Raw genomic sequence first — 15746 nt, forward strand, 5'->3', positions numbered from 1 at the left:
CAGTAACAAACGTAAATAAAGGCGGCGATAAGTCGCCTTTATTGTCTCCCCGTTGTAACATTGCGCTGCCCAATTTCTAATAACGTCACCTGCAAAGTACGCAATGGAAAAAACCCGTCAACAAGAGTTAACACGCTGGCTGAAACAGCAAAGCGTTATTTCCCGCCGCTGGCTTACGATTTCCCGTCTCCTGGGATTCGTTAGCGGCCTGTTGATTGTTGCCCAGGCATGGCTGCTGGCCCGCATTCTTAATCACATGATCATGGAGAACATTCCACGCGAAGCGCTCCTGCTGCCCTTTATTGTTCTGATCCTGATTTTTATCCTGCGCGCCTGGGTGGTGTGGCTGCGTGAGCGGGTCGGTTTTCACGCCGGACAGCACATCCGCTACGAGATCCGCCGTCAGGTGCTCGACAGGCTTCAGGAAGCCGGGCCCGCGTGGATCCAGGGTAAACCTGCCGGTAGCTGGGCGACGCTGATCCTTGAGCAGATTGACGATATGCACGACTACTATGCGCGCTATCTGCCGCAGATGGCCCTTGCCGTCTTCGTTCCGCTGCTGATCGTGATCGCCATCTTCCCGGTGAACTGGATGGCTGCGCTGATTCTGATGGGCACCGCCCCGCTGATCCCGCTGTTTATGGCGCTGGTCGGCATGGGGGCAGCGGATGCCAACCGCCGTAACTTCCTGGCACTGGGTCGCCTGAGCGGCCATTTCCTCGATCGTCTGCGCGGCATGGAGACGTTACGCATTTTTGGCCGCGGTGAAGCGGAAACCGAAAACATTCGCCAGGCGTCACAGGACTTCCGTCAGCGCACCATGGAAGTGTTACGCCTCGCCTTCTTGTCTTCCGGCGTACTGGAATTCTTTACCTCTCTGTCGATTGCCCTCGTGGCGGTCTACTTCGGCTTCTCCTACCTCGGCGCGCTGGATTTTGGCCATTACGGCACGGCGGTGACCCTTTCTGCCGGGTTCCTGGCGTTGATCCTGGCCCCGGAGTTTTTCCAGCCGCTTCGCGATCTGGGGACCTTCTATCACGCCAAAGCCCAGGCGGTTGGCGCAGCCGATAGCCTGAAAACGTTCCTGGAAACGCCGCTGGCACACCCGGAGCGCGGTGACGTGACGCTGAATGCTAAAGAGCCCGTGACCATCGAAGCGCAAAACTTTTCCATTCTGTCACCCGAAGGCAAAGTGCTTGCGGGTCCGCTGAACTTTACCTTACCTGCCGGACAACGCGTGGTGCTCGTCGGCACCAGCGGTTCCGGGAAAAGTTCTCTGCTGAATGCGCTATCCGGATTTATGGCCTATACGGGTTCACTGCGGATCAACAGAACCGAACTGCGTAACCTCGATCCTGACGCCTGGCGTAAACAGCTCAGCTGGGTGGGCCAAAACCCGCAGCTTCCCGCCGCTACGCTGCGTGAAAACGTCCTGCTGGCGCGCCCGGATGCGCGTGAAGATGAACTGCAATCGGTTCTCGACCGCGCCTGGGTCAGCGAGTTTCTGCCGCTGCTCCCGCAAGGGGTAGATACCGTGGTCGGTGACCAGTCCGCCGGGCTGTCGGTCGGACAGGCGCAGCGTGTGGCCGTTGCCCGCGCGTTGTTGAATCCTTGCCAGCTGATGCTGCTGGATGAACCCGCCGCCAGCCTGGATGCCCACAGCGAGCAGCGCGTAATGGAAGCCCTGAACGCCGCCTCCCGGCAGCAAACTACCCTGATGGTCACCCATCAGCTGGAAGGCATTGCCGACTGGGACCAGATCTGGGTCATGGAGAACGGCCGTATTGTTGAGCAAGGCGATTACGCCTCTCTCGTTGCCGCGCAGGGACCGTTTGCCGCCCTGCTGGCGAACCGTCAGGAGGACATCTGATGCGTGCTCTGCTGCCTTATCTTGCGCTCTATAAACGCCACAAATGGATGCTGACGCTGGGGATTGTGCTGGCCATTGTCACGCTGCTCGCCAGCATCGGTCTGCTCACGCTTTCCGGCTGGTTCCTGTCGGCCTCGGCCGTCGCAGGGTTCGCCGGATTATACAGCTTCAACTACATGCTTCCGGCTGCCGGGGTTCGCGGTACCGCCATCACCCGTACTGCCGGACGCTATTTCGAACGGCTGGTCAGCCACGACGCCACTTTCCGCGTGCTGCAGCACCTGCGCATCTATACCTTTAGCAAACTGCTGCCCCTCTCCCCTGCCGGGCTGGCGCGTTTTCGTCAGGGCGAGTTGCTTAACCGCGTGGTGGCGGATGTCGACACGCTGGATCACCTTTACCTGCGCGTGATTTCCCCGATCGTGGGCGCGTTTGTGGTGATTGTGGTGGTCACGCTGGGGCTGTCTGTTCTGGATGTTCCCGTGGCGCTGACGCTGGGCGGGATCATGCTGCTGACGCTCATCATTTTGCCGCCGCTGTTTTACCGCGCCGGGCAATCCACCGGGGAAAACCTGACGCGTTTGCGCGGGGACTACCGCCAGCAGCTAACCTCCTGGCTTCAAGGGCAGGCAGAGCTGACCATTTTTGGCGCCAGCAAGCGCTACCGTGCCCGGATGGAAAGTACGGAGCTGAACTGGCATGAGGCCCAGCGCCGCCAGTCGGAGCTGACGGCCTTCTCTCAGGCGCTGATGATGCTGATCGGCGGCGTGGCGGTGATAGCCATGCTGTGGCTGGCCTCCGGCGATGTCGGGGGAAATACACAGCCGGGTCCGCTTATTGCCCTTTTCGTCTTCTGCGCGCTGGCCGCGTTTGAAGCGCTGACCCCGGTGACGGGCGCCTTCCAGCATCTGGGGCAGGTCATCGCCTCTGCTCTGCGCATCACCCAGATTGCCGAGCAGGAGCCTGAAGTCACGTTCAGTGCCGGGCAGACCGCTGTACCGGAGCAGGTTGCGCTGACGCTGGAAGATGTCACCTTCGCCTACGACAAACAGGCGCAGAACGCGCTGGACGGTATCAATCTGTCAGTTAATGCAGGACAGCGGATTGCGATCCTCGGCCGTACCGGCTGCGGTAAATCGACGCTGCTGCAGCTGCTGACCCGCGCCTGGGATCCGCAGCGCGGTCAGATTCGTTTTAATAATACGTCGCTCACTGATTTCAGCGAGCAGGCCCTGCGCAAGACAGTGAGCGTCGTTCCACAGCGCGTGCATCTGTTTAGCGCCACGCTGCGCGATAACCTGCTGCTGGCCGCGCCAGTGGCCTCTGATGATGCCCTTCGCGCCGTGCTGGAGCAGGTCGGACTGCAAAAGCTGCTTGAGGACGAGGGATTGAACAGCTGGCTGGGCGAAGGTGGCCGCCAGCTCTCCGGCGGTGAGCTGCGCCGTCTGGCCATTGCGCGCGCGCTTCTGCACGATGCGCCGCTGATGCTGCTCGACGAACCCACCGAAGGGCTAGACGCCACGACCGAGAGCCAAATCCTTGATTTACTGGCGAATGTCATGACCGGCAAAACCGTGCTAATGGTCACGCACCGCCTGCGCGGACTGGCGAGCTTTGATCGGATAATTGTGATGGACAACGGGCACATTATTGAGCAAGGTAATCACACAGAACTGTTGGCAAAACAGGGTCGCTACTACCAGTTTAAACAGCGTCTGTAGACTATATTTGTAGCGTCCTCACTCGCGTACTGGAGTTTTGCTGTCATGCGCCTGGTCCAGCTTTCTCGTCATAACATCGCGTTCCCTTCTCCGGAAGGGGCGCTGCGTGAGCCCAACGGGCTGCTGGCTCTCGGCGGTGACCTTAGTCCCGCTCGACTATTAATGGCGTACCAGCGCGGTATATTCCCCTGGTTTTCCCCCGGAGATCCGATTTTATGGTGGTCTCCCGATCCGCGTGCCGTGCTGTGGCCAGGGCAGTTTCACGTCAGCCGCAGCATGAAGCGTTTCCATGCGAAATCACCTTACCGCGTTACCCTCAACCACGCCTTTGGTCAGGTCATTGAAGGCTGTGCTGAAGACCGTTATGAAGGGACATGGATAACCCGCGATATTATTACCGCCTACCACCAGCTCCATGAGCTTGGCTACGCCCACTCCATCGAGGTATGGGAAGGCGGAGCACTCGTTGGCGGCATGTACGGCGTGGCGCAGGGGACGCTGTTTTGCGGTGAGTCGATGTTCTCTCGTGCTGTTAACGCCTCGAAAACTGCACTGCTGGTCTTCTGCGAGGCGTTTGCCCAGCGCGGCGGACGCCTGATCGATTGTCAGGTGCTCAACGAGCACACGGCCTCCCTGGGTGCTGTTGAAATTCCGCGACGCCAGTACATCGAACAGCTGGATGCCAGCCGTCAGGAGAAGCTCCCGCGCGACTTCTGGATACCGAGAACGCTCTTTATGCCCAATGCCTAAATGTTTTCCGCATATTTTTTGTGAGGGTGTTATAATTACGCCGCAGAGTAGCTTCTGCCTGTTGCCCCGCCGCCGTTTGGGACCCTCGCTTCAGATAACGTCCTGACGTTTATCCTGTCGTCTCCCCTTTACGAATGCGCTTCCTGTTCGGTTGTACCGTGACGCTTGGGCAATGCGCCGAAACTGTTTTGCTGCGTTTTAATCGCGCAATTCTTTACTTAATTGATGAATTTCGGCATTATCTTGCCGGTTCAAAACTTGGTAGTGATACCCCAGAGGATTAGATGGCCAAAGAAGACAATATTGAAATGCAGGGTACCGTACTTGATACGTTACCTAATACCATGTTTCGCGTAGAGCTGGAAAACGGTCACGTGGTAACTGCGCACATCTCCGGTAAAATGCGCAAAAACTACATCCGCATTTTGACGGGCGACAAAGTGACTGTTGAACTGACCCCGTACGACCTGAGCAAAGGCCGCATTGTCTTCCGTAGTCGCTAATTGTTTTCGCCTGTAATGGCAGATGAATATTTAAAAGGTCGGGATTATCCCGGCCTTTTTTATTTATGGCTTTAGTGTTGCTGCGTCGGAAGATGTATTGTCATCCATGGTTGTACAGGAGCGATTAAATCCCCTGCCATAGAATGTGCCATGTCGTGAAGTAATCCCGTAAGATGCGGCAACATATCGCGGTCAAAATGCGACACCAGCAGCACGTGGTTTAACGCCCGGCAGTAGTCACATTTCGTTTCTGTATCTTCCAGCAGCCACTCTTTTTGCCGCGGTTGTTCCGCTTCTTCCTCAAATTCCAGTATCTGAAAATCACGCATGGATTCCGTGAGGCCGGTTTTCACCTCTTCCAGATAAGCCCCGAGGCAACGGCAAACGGGCTGCGTTTGGGGGAGTGATTTGCAGTCGAGAAGGATTTCGGTGAGCAGTTTGCAGCGCTCGGCAAGGGTTGGGAGATCGGGGTTGAGGGAGAGTTCGCTGTAAAGTTGGGCGAAATTATTAATATCAGTCATATGTGATCCTTTATGCACGTAAGATTGTTTGTGCACACTTTCAGGACGCCAATCCCGGCACCTGATTTTGCAGGTGCGCCGCCATTTTATTACTGTGGATTTATCCAGCAACTGACTTCGAAAGAAACTGGAAAGCGCCTCGCAAAATTCCTCTGCGGCCTGTTGCCCTCACCCCGGCCCTCTCCCACGGGGAGAGGGAGAAAACAAAAAAAACGGCAACCGAAGTTGCCGTTTTGCTTTTATCTTACAACTCAGTGAGCCGCTTCCGGCTTGTGCTTCGCCGCACTCTGGAAATCGTACGTCAGTTCGTTCTTCGCCTGGTCCAGCGCCACGGTCACCTGGCCGCCGTCCACCAGCGAGCCAAACAGCAGCTCGTTCGCCAGCGGTTTCTTCAGGTTGTCCTGAATCACGCGCGCCATCGGACGGGCGCCCATCGCACGGTCGTAGCCTTTCTCGGCCAGCCAGTTGCGGGCCTCCTGGCTCACTTCCAGCGACACGCCTTTCTGATCCAGCTGAACCTGCAGCTCGACGATGAACTTGTCCACCACCTGATGGATCACCTCGGTAGACAGGTGATCGAACCAGATAATGTTGTCCAGACGGTTACGGAACTCCGGCGTGAAGATCTTCTTGATCTCCTCCATCGCATCGGTGCTGTTATCCTGGTGGATCAGGCCGATGGATTTACGCTCGGTTTCACGCACCCCGGCGTTGGTGGTCATCACCAGCACCACGTTGCGGAAGTCCGCCTTGCGCCCGTTGTTGTCGGTCAGCGTCCCGTTGTCCATCACCTGCAGCAGGATGTTGAACACGTCCGGGTGCGCCTTCTCGATTTCATCGAGCAGCAGAACCGCGTGCGGATGCTTGATCACCGCGTCGGTGAGCAGGCCGCCCTGGTCAAAGCCCACGTAGCCCGGAGGCGCACCAATCAAACGGCTGACGGTGTGACGCTCCATATACTCGGACATATCAAAGCGCAGCAGCTCAATGCCCAGCGCTTTGGAGAGCTGAACCGTCACCTCGGTTTTCCCCACGCCGGTCGGACCAGCGAACAGGAAGGAACCGACAGGCTTGTGGTCATGCCCCAGTCCGGCGCGGGCCATCTTGATCGCTTCGGTTAAGGCCTCAATGGCTTTATCCTGACCAAAGACCAGCATTTTCAGGCGATTGCCGAGGGTGCGCAGCGTGTCGCGGTCGCTCTGAGAAACGCTCTTCTCAGGGATACGCGCGATGCGGGCCACCACGGACTCAATATCCGCCACGTTAACGGTTTTCTTACGCTTGCTGGCCGGCATCAGACGCGCACGCGCCCCTGCCTCGTCAATCACGTCAATCGCCTTATCCGGCAGATGACGGTCGTTGATGTATTTCACCGCCAGCTCCACCGCCGCACGGACCGCTTTCGCGGTGTAACGCACATCGTGGTGCGCTTCGTACTTCGGTTTCAGGCCGTTGATGATCTGCACCGTTTCCTCGACGGACGGTTCGGTCACGTCGATTTTCTGGAAGCGGCGCGCCAGCGCACGGTCTTTCTCAAAGATGTTGCTGAACTCCTGGTAGGTCGTGGAGCCAATCACGCGGATCTTGCCGCTGGAGAGCAGCGGTTTGATCAGGTTAGCCGCATCCACCTGGCCACCGGAGGCCGCACCTGCGCCGATGATGGTGTGGATCTCATCGATAAACAGGATGCTGTTGGTGTCCTGCTCCAGCTGTTTTAACAGCGCCTTGAAGCGTTTTTCAAAATCACCGCGGTATTTGGTGCCCGCCAGCAGCGAGCCGATATCCAGCGAGTAGATGGTGCAGTCGGCAATCACTTCCGGCACGTCGCCCTGCACAATGCGCCAGGCAAGACCTTCGGCAATCGCGGTTTTACCCACGCCTGATTCCCCCACCAGCAGCGGGTTGTTCTTGCGGCGACGGCACAGCACCTGGATCGCGCGCTCCAGCTCTTTATCGCGACCAATCAGCGGGTCGATACCGCCAACGCGAGCAAGCTGGTTAAGGTTGGTGGTGAAGTTTTCCATACGATCCTCCCCGCCTGCTTGCTCTTCATTGTTATTGACCTGATTGCTGGAATCCGATGCCTGGTTAGGCTCGTCTTTGCGCGTTCCGTGAGAAATAAAGTTAACCACGTCGAGGCGGCTGACTTCATGTTTGCGCAGCAGGTAGGCAGCCTGTGACTCCTGCTCGCTGAAGATGGCGACTAAGACGTTTGCGCCAGTCACTTCGCTACGTCCGGAAGACTGGACGTGGAATACCGCGCGCTGCAGCACGCGCTGGAAGCTGAGCGTCGGCTGCGTGTCGCGCTCTTCTTCACTGGCTGGCAGCACCGGTGTGGTTTGTTCGATGAAGGCTTCGAGTTCCTGACGTAGCGCCACCAGATCCACGGAGCAGGCTTCCAGCGCTTCGCGGGCAGATGGGTTGCTAAGCAGTGCGAGCAGTAAATGCTCGACGGTCATAAACTCATGTCGGTGCTCACGCGCTCTGGCGAAAGCCATGTTTAAACTGAGTTCCAGTTCTTGATTGAGCATAGGCACCTCCCCCAATTTTATGCCTTATCAGGCCTTTTCCAGCGTACACAGCAACGGATGCTCGTTCTCCCTCGCATAGTCGTTCACCATCGCTACTTTGGTTTCCGCCACTTCGGCTGTGAAGATGCCGCAGATAGCTTTGCCACGATAATGAACGGTAAGCATCAGTTGCGTTGCACGTTCTACATCATAAGAAAAGAACTTTTGTAGCACGTCAATAACAAATTCCATCGGCGTGTAATCATCGTTCATTAACATAACTTTATACATAGATGGCGGTTTTAGCGCGTCGCGCACTTTATCTTCCGCCAGCTGGTCAAAATCCAGCCAATCGTTGGTCTTACCCATTATGCATAACCACTTTGAATCTACCTCAGATGTTAGATAACAATCATCTATTACTGTCATCCGCGATGTCTGTCACAAACTATTGCAATAGCGTTAACTGCTTCAAACTTTGGTTGATTATTGTCCCATCTCCAGCGCCAAACGCTTGACGACTTCTTTCGTTTCTCTAAATTGTACAAGCGTGAGATGGCGAGGTTTTGAACAGCCCCCACTCCACCACCGGTTCATTCCATCTTAACTTATAAGATTTACGAAGGATGTCGAAGCATGGAAATGGGTACTGTTAAGTGGTTCAACAACGCCAAAGGGTTTGGCTTCATCTGCCCCGAAGGCGGCGGCGAGGATATCTTCGCTCACTATTCCACCATTCAGATGGATGGTTACAGAACGCTCAAAGCCGGGCAGTCCGTCCGGTTCGATGTACACCAGGGACCAAAAGGCAATCATGCAAGCCTAATCGTACCCGTTGAAGCAGAGACGGTTGCATAGCTCTCTGTTTTATTGTGTACATCCCGCAGTCAAAATGCCAGCCCGATCGGCTGGCATTTTTATTTTCGGGTTATTCCCGAGCCAGCGCGTCCACCGGATCCAGCCGCGCCGCATTGCGGGCGGGCAACCAGCCAAACAAAATGCCGGTAAAGGTCGAACACAAAAATGCGGTAATAATGGCAACCGGCGAGAAGCCAATCTCCCAGCCGGGTAAAAAGAGCTGGAGTGCAAACGCGATCATCATCGAGAGCGCAATGCCCATCGCCCCGCCGACCAGACACACCAGCACGGCTTCAATCAAAAACTGCTGCAGCACGTCACTGGCGCGGGCCCCGACCGCCATGCGGATGCCGATCTCCCGGGTGCGTTCCGTTACCGACACCAGCATGATGTTCATCACCCCGATGCCGCCGACGACCAGCGAAATCACCGCCACCAGCGTGAGGAACAGCTGAAGAGTACGTGTGGTCTTTTCCGCCGTTTTCAAGAGGCCGTCCATATTCCAGGTGAAGAAATCTTTCTTCCCGTGGCGCAGGATTAACAGCCGCTCAAGCTGCTGTTCGGCGAGCGCGCTGTCGTAGCCCTCCTTCACGCGCACGGTGATGGAGTTGAGCCAGGACTGCCCCATAATCCGCCCTGAGATGGTGGTGTAGGGCAGCCAGACGCGCAGGATCTTGCTGCTGCCAAACATCGACTGCTTCTCTTCCGCCACGCCGATGACCGTGGCAGGCATGTTGCCGACCAGGATCACTTCGCCTACCACGTTGACTTTATTGGGGAAGAGCTGCCTGCGCGAGTTCGCGTCCAGCACCACCACCTGCGCCCTGCCCGCCAGCTGTTCGGCGTTAAAGGTAGCGCCTTCACTGAAGGTCATGCCGTAGACATTGAAATAGTCTCCGCTAACGCCGTTCGCACTGGCGGCAACGTCGACATTGCCCACGCGCAGACGCAGGTTCTGCGATACCGCAGGCGTGGCGGAGTTGACCCACGGCTGCTTCTGAATGGCCGCCAGATCGTCGTATTTCAGCGCCTGCTGATACTGCGGCTCGTCGTCGCCAAAGTCTTTGCCGGGATAGACGTCAATGGTATTGGTACCGATGGCGCGGATATCTGCCAGCACCAGCTGCTTGGCCGCGTCGCCCACCACCACAATCGACACCACCGAGGCGATACCGATGATGATGCCGAGCATCGTCAACAGGGTACGCATTTTGTTGGCCGCCATCGCCAGCCAGGCCATGGTCAGCGCTTCACGAAAGCCGCTGGAAAACTGTCCCCAGCCGGTTGATGCCGGGAGCGCTTCTTTCGGCGCCGCTGCTCTGGACTCGCGCGGCGGCGGATTGCTGACCAGCTCGCCGTCGTGGATCGCAATAATGCGTTCCGCCTGCGCCGCCACCTGCGGATCGTGGGTAACAATGATGACCGTGTGCCCCTGATCGCGAAGCTGATGGAGGATCGCCATCACCTCTTCGCCGGAATGGCTGTCGAGCGCGCCGGTCGGCTCATCCGCGAGGATCACCTGCCCGCCGTTCATCAGGGCGCGGGCAATACTCACGCGCTGCTGCTGGCCGCCGGACAGCTGCGAGGGCTGGTACTCCACCCGCTCCGCCAGCCCCAGACGCGTCAGCAGCATCTGCGCGCGCTCGAGGCGCTTTTTACGCTCGACGCCCGCATAGACCGCAGGTACTTCCACGTTCTGCGCGGCATTGAGGTGAGAAAGCAGATGGTAACGCTGGAAGATAAAGCCGAAGTGTTCCCGGCGCAGCTTCGCCAGCGCGTCGCCATCCAGCGTGGAGACATCCGTCCCGGCCACGCGATAGGTACCGCTGGTGGGTTTATCCAGGCAGCCGAGAATGTTCATCAGCGTCGATTTACCGGAACCCGATGCGCCGACAATCGCCACCATCTCGCCCGCTTCCACGCGCAGGGAGATGCCCTTCAGCACCTCCACCGGACCGTCGCCGGAGGGATAGCTGCGACGAATGTTATTCAGCTCAAGCAGCGCCGTCATTTGGCGGCTCCGGGCAGGCTTTCGCTGACAACAACCTCCTCGCCCTCTTCCAGCCCTTTCACCACCACCACATCAGTGTCGTTGCGCGCGCCAATCACAACCTCGCGCTCGCGCGTTTCGCCGTTGCGCAGCACTTTCACTTTATAACGGCTATCCCCGGCGGATTCGCCGAGCGCAGAGAGCGGAATGGTCAGCACGTTCTTCACGCCGGTCAGCTGGATATGCACCTGTGCGGTCATGTCCAGACGCAGCACGCCCTGCGGGTTTGGCACTTCAAAACGAGCATAGTAGAAAATAGCGTCGTTCACTTTTTCCGGCGTCGGCAGAATGTCTTTCAGCACGCCTTCGTAGCGCGTCTGCGGATCGCCCAGTACCGTAAACCAGGCGTTTTGCCCCGGCTTAAGATGGATCACATCCGCTTCTGAGACCTGGGCTTTGACCAGCATGGTGCTCATGTCCGCCAGCGTCAGAATGTTTGGCGCCTGCTGTGCGGCAATCACCGTCTGCCCCTGGAGCGTGGTGATCTGGGTCACTTCGCCCGCCATCGGTGCCACAATTTGGGTGTAGTCGAGGTTGGTTTTCGCCGTATCCAGCGAAGCCTGATTGCGTTTGATTTGCGCGTCAATCGTGCCAATCTGCGCCTGTTTCACCGCCAGTTCAGTGGTGGCGGTATCTAAATCTTGTTTTGAAATAGCCTGAGTTTTAGCCAGCGCCTGCTGACGGGTTAGCGTCACCTGGGCCAGGTTACGTTCTGCCAGCGCCTGCGCACGCTGCGCGCGCAGTTCCATTAGCGTGGCTTCCACCTCGCGGATCTGGTTCTCAGCCTGTTCTGGATCGATAACGCCGAGCAGCTGGCCTTTTTTCACCTTGTCGCCAATCTCAACCGACAGCGTTTTCAGCTGGCCGCTGACCTGAGCGCCGACGTCAACCTTGCGCAGCGCGTCAAGCTTGCCCGTCGCGAGGACGTTTTGCTGCAGTTCGCCCGGACGAACAATCAGTGTCTGATACTGCGGCACCGGCGCGTTCAGCACCTGCCATAGCCAGTATCCACCGGCTAAAACCACGACCGCCAGCAGCAGAAACAGCGTTCTGCGTTTTCCCTTGAGGTTCATAAATAATCCAAATAAATGTTCTGGCAATGATAAGTGTTGATTCTATCTAAACGACTCCTCAACGAAACCCCTTCTTCTTGAAATCGTCACAATTTGTTTACGAGACGTTGAACGTTCGCCTGCTGAAATGGAGATCTTCATCAAGAAGCAGGATCTATCATGTCTTCCATCGTCGATACACCTTTTTCAAACTTGCCTCAGCCTAAATCTGGCTGGCAGCTCTTCAAAAATCTGGCTTTCGGTAAGCTCAAACCAGGACTGGCGTGGCAAAACCCCGCCTATCGACGTAAATTCATGTTACGTTCACTGGCGACACCCATTAGCACTGCGCGCCTGTTAACAAGTCTTGCAAAACAACCACGTCTGATGCAGATGCTGCAGGTACAACCAGGGCTACCGTGTCGGTTGCATCGTCCCTGGTTGACGGTGAATATGGATCGACAGCATGCGCTGGAATCCCTCAACTGGCACTATCAGACGATGAGCCGCCAGCTTCCGGTGACGCTGCTAACGGGTTATTTTTCGAAGAAGGGCTTCACCCTGCTGACCTTAACCGGCAAAGATGAACAGCAATTTACCGTCCGTCTGTGCGCCGATGCGTTTCTGGATAAAGAAGGGGAAGCCACCCTCGCCTTCTGCGACCATCAGAATACGGTGCTGGCCGAGATGACCTTCACCCTGTGCCAGTTTGAGGGAAAATCGACGCTGTTCATTGGCGGTTTGCAAGGGGCAAAAGCGCATGTTCCCCATGAGCTGATCCAGGGTGCGACGAAAGCCTGCCATGGTCTGTTCCCGAAACGTCTGTTGGTCGAGGCCGCCATGACCCTCGGCACCGCCTTCCCGGTAGAACAGATTATCGCCGTCAGTAACGATACCCATATTTATCGCAGCTGGCGCTACCGCAAGAAAAAAGAGGGGAAGCTGTTGGCCGATTACGACAGTTTCTGGATCTCTATCGGCGGTGAAAAACAGGATAACGGTAACTTTATGCTGCCGCTCGTCATGCCGCGTAAACCGATGGAAGAGATCGCCAGCAAAAAACGCTCCGAATATCGCCGCCGCTACGAGCTGCTGGATAGCCTGATTCAGCAGGTGAAACAGGCGACCCAACGCTAATCCGCTTTCCCGCGTGCCAGCCACAGCACGCGGGAAAACATCTTCCGCAGCAGGGTCGGTACCGCCTCTACGCCCCGCCTTCCCGCTTCCGTCGCCACTTCAATGGCTAAATCCGGTTTTGACGAACGATGAATGGCTTTGGCGATCACGCGCCGCATGTTCATCGGGACATCGACCGGCACCATGGCAATGCGGTGGAAGACGTCATCGAACCCCTGACGGTACATAAAGTGTTCCATGTCCATCGCAGGGAGCATGGTTAAATGGTCGCGCTCTTCCTCACGCTCGTTATTCAGCAGGCTGCGTACGGTCGAGGCATATTTTTTGCCCGCCTCATCACCGTCGACCAGAACGTGCCACTCGATCCCCATCCGGCGAGCAAATTTTATCAGCGGCTTTAGTCCCGACTGGGCGAATTCAATCACCTTAATGCCTTCCGCATCAAAATGGTGGCCGCACTGGCGCGCCAGTTCGTTGATAACCCAGGTTTCCGTTTCCCCCTCCACCAGCAGCCAGCAGCGGGCAAAGAGCGACGACGCGCGGTTAAAGCGAATATGAAACGCGATGCGCCGCCCGTCTTCCGCGTTCAAACCACCCGGACCAAGCCGGAAAGCGGAGACGCGGGAGGACTCACGGACCAGACGGCAGACGTGTTCTACCGGCGTCAGCGATAATAATTCACCGGAATTGGTGGTCGTAATGCGCTGGAGCGGCAGCAGATTCAGCAGATGCCATGCCACGGAGAGCATGATGGGATGCAGCCGCGTTTCCGGGTCTTCCACCAGCAGCAGCGGCCGGGCGTCCCGGTCAAGACGAACGGTGCCTTTGGCCTGCAGAAGCGTTGAAAACAGCCCCAGCAAAATCACCCGATGGGTACGACCGCCGGGCCGGTCAATCATTCGGTTAATGATGTCGAGGTAACGCCAGCTGCGCTGCTCATCATGAGAACGGCGGCGCATCAGACGATGACGCGACTCAGAGGTTCCCTGCTCGGAAAAATAGTGCTCCAGGAGTTGCACCATTGCGGACAACCCCTGACGGATTTGACCATCGGTCAGATTTTGCGGACGCGACACCAGCTCTCTTGCCAGAAAATCCAGCTCGCGGGCGGTGACTTCCACGTCCGGCATATTGGGTACGGTACCGTTACGAATACGCCGCATAAAACGCGCATCGCGCAGGCGTAACACCGGCGTCAGGCGAATCAGGTGGCGGGCCAAATCGTCGATATTCTCAAGCGGGATCGGGTTGGCTTTCTCATCGAGAAAATCACGCAGGGTGAGTACCCCCTCGTTCTCCGCCATCTCCCCTTCCAGCCGATAGAAAATCCGGTGGAAACCGTCATCGCACGGCACCCAGCAGGGTGACAGCGGGCGGAAGCGACGCACCCGATGCCGTCCGGGCTCGGATTCGCGGAAGGTCAGGATGATATGCAGGTGCTTCTCGCGCCCCGTCACGTCGCCGGGCGGGAACCAGAAATCGTCGCGGACGAAGTGATACAGATCGTCTTCGGGCGAAAGCAATAACGTCAGCGCATCCAGCAGGCTGGACTTACCCCACGCGTTCTCGCCGATCAGGACGTTGTTCTGCTCCAGCTGCAGCGACAGACGGTTAATACCACGAAACCCGACAATTTCCACACGTTCGAGAAGCATAAATCCCCCGACAAATGATCACTTTTTCCTTCAAGTTATCAGCAGTATAGCGGGAGGCGTTCTGTCACGACAGCACAACGTTCACCCTTGCGAGAATTAGTCTATGCTCTATTTACCGCTAATTTGAACAAGGATTGACATCGCATTGCCTAAAATCAAACCAACAGAATTTATTTAAGTGGCGAAGGGGTGTTGTTATTTTTTAGAATAGAGACTCTTTGAGTCGTCATCCCTTTATGACGATATATCCCGCGCGCGGGAAAGAGTGCGGATAATTATTTTGAGGTGGTTATGTTTAGAAAATTAGCGGCAGAATGCTTTGGTACATTCTGGCTGGTATTTGGTGGCTGCGGTAGCGCCGTTCTGGCAGCAGCATTCCCGGAATTGGGTATTGGTTTTGTCGGCGTCGCGCTGGCGTTTGGTTTAACCGTATTAACCATGGCGTTTGCCGTGGGACATATTTCCGGTGGTCATTTTAACCCAGCAGTGACATTAGGTTTATGGGCGGGCGGCCGTTTCCCGGCAAAAGACGTGATTGGCTACATTGTGGCGCAGGTGGTTGGCGGTATTATTGCAGCTGGCGTTCTGTACGTGATTGCCAGCGGTAAAGCCGGGTTCGACGCGGCGGCCAGCGGCTTTGCCTCTAACGGCTTCGGCGAACACTCTCCGGGCGGTTACTCCATGCTGTCTGCCATCGTGATTGAAATTGTGCTGACCGCCGGCTTCCTGCTGGTGATCCACGGCGCAACGGACAAACACGCGCCAGCCGGTTTTGCCCCGATTGCGATTGGCCTGGCGTTGACGCTTATCCATCTGATTTCAATTCCGGTCACCAACACCTCCGTTAACCCGGCACGCAGCACCGCCGTCGCCATCTTCCAGGGCGGCTGGGCGATTCAACAGCTGTGGCTGTTCTGGGTGATGCCAATTATCGGCGGTATCCTGGGCGGCGTGCTGTACCGCACCCTGCTGGAAAAACGCGATTAATCGAGCGCGGTGTCGGGTGGCGCTAACGCTTACCCGACCTACGTTAGAGTCCACTTTATAGGCCGGGTAAGGCGTAGCCGCCACCCGGCTTTTTTATTGCTCCTTTACCTGACAGCCTTTATTGGGTAGTGT

General features: G+C 56.9%; 13 protein-coding genes and 1 pseudogene. 8 read left to right on the forward strand and 6 right to left on the reverse strand.

From position 1 onward, the window contains the following. The first annotated feature begins 103 nt into the window (after window positions 1-103). The 5 genes and pseudogenes from cydD to infA all read left to right on the forward strand — a co-directional run bounded on the left by cydD (window position 104) and on the right by infA (window position 4844). On the forward strand, window positions 104-1870 hold the full coding sequence (gene cydD / locus ACDO57_RS10455) for a cysteine/glutathione ABC transporter permease/ATP-binding protein CydD (RefSeq protein WP_370883939.1): 1767 nt from the start codon (window positions 104-106) through the stop codon (window positions 1868-1870). Then, window positions 1870-3591, forward strand: a complete 1722-nt coding sequence (gene cydC / locus ACDO57_RS10460) for a cysteine/glutathione ABC transporter ATP-binding protein/permease CydC (protein WP_370883940.1) — start codon at window positions 1870-1872, stop codon at window positions 3589-3591. Before cydD ends, cydC begins: the two co-directional genes overlap by 1 nt. Window positions 3592-3636: 45 nt before the next feature. Next, window positions 3637-4341: a leucyl/phenylalanyl-tRNA--protein transferase gene (gene aat, locus ACDO57_RS10465; protein ID WP_032649215.1), complete on the forward strand. Its 705-nt coding sequence runs from the start codon at window positions 3637-3639 to the stop codon at window positions 4339-4341. Window positions 4342-4524: 183 nt separating this feature from the next. Then, window positions 4525-4698: pseudogene (locus ACDO57_RS10470) on the forward strand (hypothetical protein); the annotation flags it as partial. Next, window positions 4626-4844 carry a translation initiation factor IF-1 gene (infA, locus tag ACDO57_RS10475; RefSeq protein ID WP_002211347.1) on the forward strand — a complete coding sequence of 73 codons (219 nt, stop codon included), beginning with the start codon at window positions 4626-4628 and terminating at the stop codon, window positions 4842-4844. The pseudogene ACDO57_RS10470 and the gene infA, both read left to right, overlap by 73 nt. Before the next feature lie 71 nt (window positions 4845-4915). Here the strand turns inward: infA and ACDO57_RS10480 are convergent, their stop codons facing one another. The 3 genes from ACDO57_RS10480 to clpS form a co-directional block, all read right to left on the reverse strand. Continuing rightward, window positions 4916-5365, reverse strand: a complete 450-nt coding sequence (locus ACDO57_RS10480; RefSeq protein WP_061715650.1) for a hypothetical protein — start codon at window positions 5363-5365, stop codon at window positions 4916-4918. Window positions 5366-5616: 251 nt separating this feature from the next. Next, window positions 5617-7896, reverse strand: coding sequence for an ATP-dependent Clp protease ATP-binding subunit ClpA (clpA, locus tag ACDO57_RS10485; protein WP_008499992.1), 2280 nt, complete (start codon window positions 7894-7896; stop codon window positions 5617-5619). A gap of 27 nt (window positions 7897-7923) precedes the next feature. Continuing rightward, entirely contained in the window at window positions 7924-8244 is a 321-nt protein-coding gene (clpS, locus tag ACDO57_RS10490; protein ID WP_006174393.1) for an ATP-dependent Clp protease adapter ClpS, read from the reverse strand. A 267-nt stretch (window positions 8245-8511) separates the two neighbouring features. On the opposite strand from clpS, the gene cspD reads away from it, so the two are divergent. Further along, entirely contained in the window at window positions 8512-8733 is a 222-nt protein-coding gene (gene cspD, locus ACDO57_RS10495; RefSeq protein WP_006809408.1) for a cold shock-like protein CspD, read from the forward strand. Window positions 8734-8803: 70 nt separating this feature from the next. On the opposite strand, the gene macB is transcribed toward cspD, so the two are convergent. Then, on the reverse strand, window positions 8804-10744 hold the full coding sequence (gene macB / locus ACDO57_RS10500) for a macrolide ABC transporter ATP-binding protein/permease MacB (protein WP_024907814.1): 1941 nt from the start codon (window positions 10742-10744) through the stop codon (window positions 8804-8806). Further along, window positions 10741-11856: a macrolide transporter subunit MacA gene (macA, locus tag ACDO57_RS10505; protein WP_032649222.1), complete on the reverse strand. Its 1116-nt coding sequence runs from the start codon at window positions 11854-11856 to the stop codon at window positions 10741-10743. Before macA ends, macB begins: the two co-directional genes overlap by 4 nt. A 159-nt stretch (window positions 11857-12015) precedes the next feature. Between macA and ACDO57_RS10510 the strand changes: the two genes are divergently transcribed. Next, the gene (locus tag ACDO57_RS10510; protein ID WP_024907816.1) at window positions 12016-12972 is read left to right on the forward strand and encodes a VirK/YbjX family protein; all 957 of its coding nucleotides are present in this window, start codon (window positions 12016-12018) and stop codon (window positions 12970-12972) included. Here the strand turns inward: ACDO57_RS10510 and ACDO57_RS10515 are convergent. Further along, the gene (locus ACDO57_RS10515) at window positions 12969-14627 is read right to left on the reverse strand and encodes an ATP-dependent endonuclease (protein ID WP_024907817.1); all 1659 of its coding nucleotides are present in this window, start codon (window positions 14625-14627) and stop codon (window positions 12969-12971) included. The two genes, ACDO57_RS10510 and ACDO57_RS10515, sit on opposite strands and share 4 nt — an antisense overlap. A gap of 291 nt (window positions 14628-14918) precedes the next feature. Between ACDO57_RS10515 and aqpZ the strand changes: the two genes are divergently transcribed. Further along, window positions 14919-15614 carry an aquaporin Z gene (aqpZ, locus tag ACDO57_RS10520; protein WP_370883941.1) on the forward strand — a complete coding sequence of 232 codons (696 nt, stop codon included), beginning with the start codon at window positions 14919-14921 and terminating at the stop codon, window positions 15612-15614. Window positions 15615-15746 lie beyond the last annotated feature (132 nt).

It is taken from the genome of Enterobacter cloacae complex sp. 2015409, assembly GCF_041365315.1.
In the GTDB taxonomy this organism is placed as follows: domain Bacteria; phylum Pseudomonadota; class Gammaproteobacteria; order Enterobacterales; family Enterobacteriaceae; genus Enterobacter; species Enterobacter pseudoroggenkampii.

What these genes read in the sequence shown, in the direction of transcription:
- cydD (WP_370883939.1), top strand. Translation starts at nt 104, where the DNA reads ATGGAAAAAACCCGTCAACAAGAGTTAACACGCTGGCTGAAACAGCAA.
- cydC (WP_370883940.1), top strand. Translation starts at nt 1,870, where the DNA reads ATGCGTGCTCTGCTGCCTTATCTTGCGCTCTATAAACGCCACAAATGG.
- aat (WP_032649215.1), top strand. Translation starts at nt 3,637, where the DNA reads ATGCGCCTGGTCCAGCTTTCTCGTCATAACATCGCGTTCCCTTCTCCG.
- infA (WP_002211347.1), top strand. Translation starts at nt 4,626, where the DNA reads ATGGCCAAAGAAGACAATATTGAAATGCAGGGTACCGTACTTGATACG.
- ACDO57_RS10480 (WP_061715650.1), bottom strand. Translation starts at nt 5,365, where the DNA reads ATGACTGATATTAATAATTTCGCCCAACTTTACAGCGAACTCTCCCTC.
- clpA (WP_008499992.1), bottom strand. Translation starts at nt 7,896, where the DNA reads ATGCTCAATCAAGAACTGGAACTCAGTTTAAACATGGCTTTCGCCAGA.
- clpS (WP_006174393.1), bottom strand. Translation starts at nt 8,244, where the DNA reads ATGGGTAAGACCAACGATTGGCTGGATTTTGACCAGCTGGCGGAAGAT.
- cspD (WP_006809408.1), top strand. Translation starts at nt 8,512, where the DNA reads ATGGAAATGGGTACTGTTAAGTGGTTCAACAACGCCAAAGGGTTTGGC.
- macB (WP_024907814.1), bottom strand. Translation starts at nt 10,744, where the DNA reads ATGACGGCGCTGCTTGAGCTGAATAACATTCGTCGCAGCTATCCCTCC.
- macA (WP_032649222.1), bottom strand. Translation starts at nt 11,856, where the DNA reads ATGAACCTCAAGGGAAAACGCAGAACGCTGTTTCTGCTGCTGGCGGTC.
- ACDO57_RS10510 (WP_024907816.1), top strand. Translation starts at nt 12,016, where the DNA reads ATGTCTTCCATCGTCGATACACCTTTTTCAAACTTGCCTCAGCCTAAA.
- ACDO57_RS10515 (WP_024907817.1), bottom strand. Translation starts at nt 14,627, where the DNA reads ATGCTTCTCGAACGTGTGGAAATTGTCGGGTTTCGTGGTATTAACCGT.
- aqpZ (WP_370883941.1), top strand. Translation starts at nt 14,919, where the DNA reads ATGTTTAGAAAATTAGCGGCAGAATGCTTTGGTACATTCTGGCTGGTA.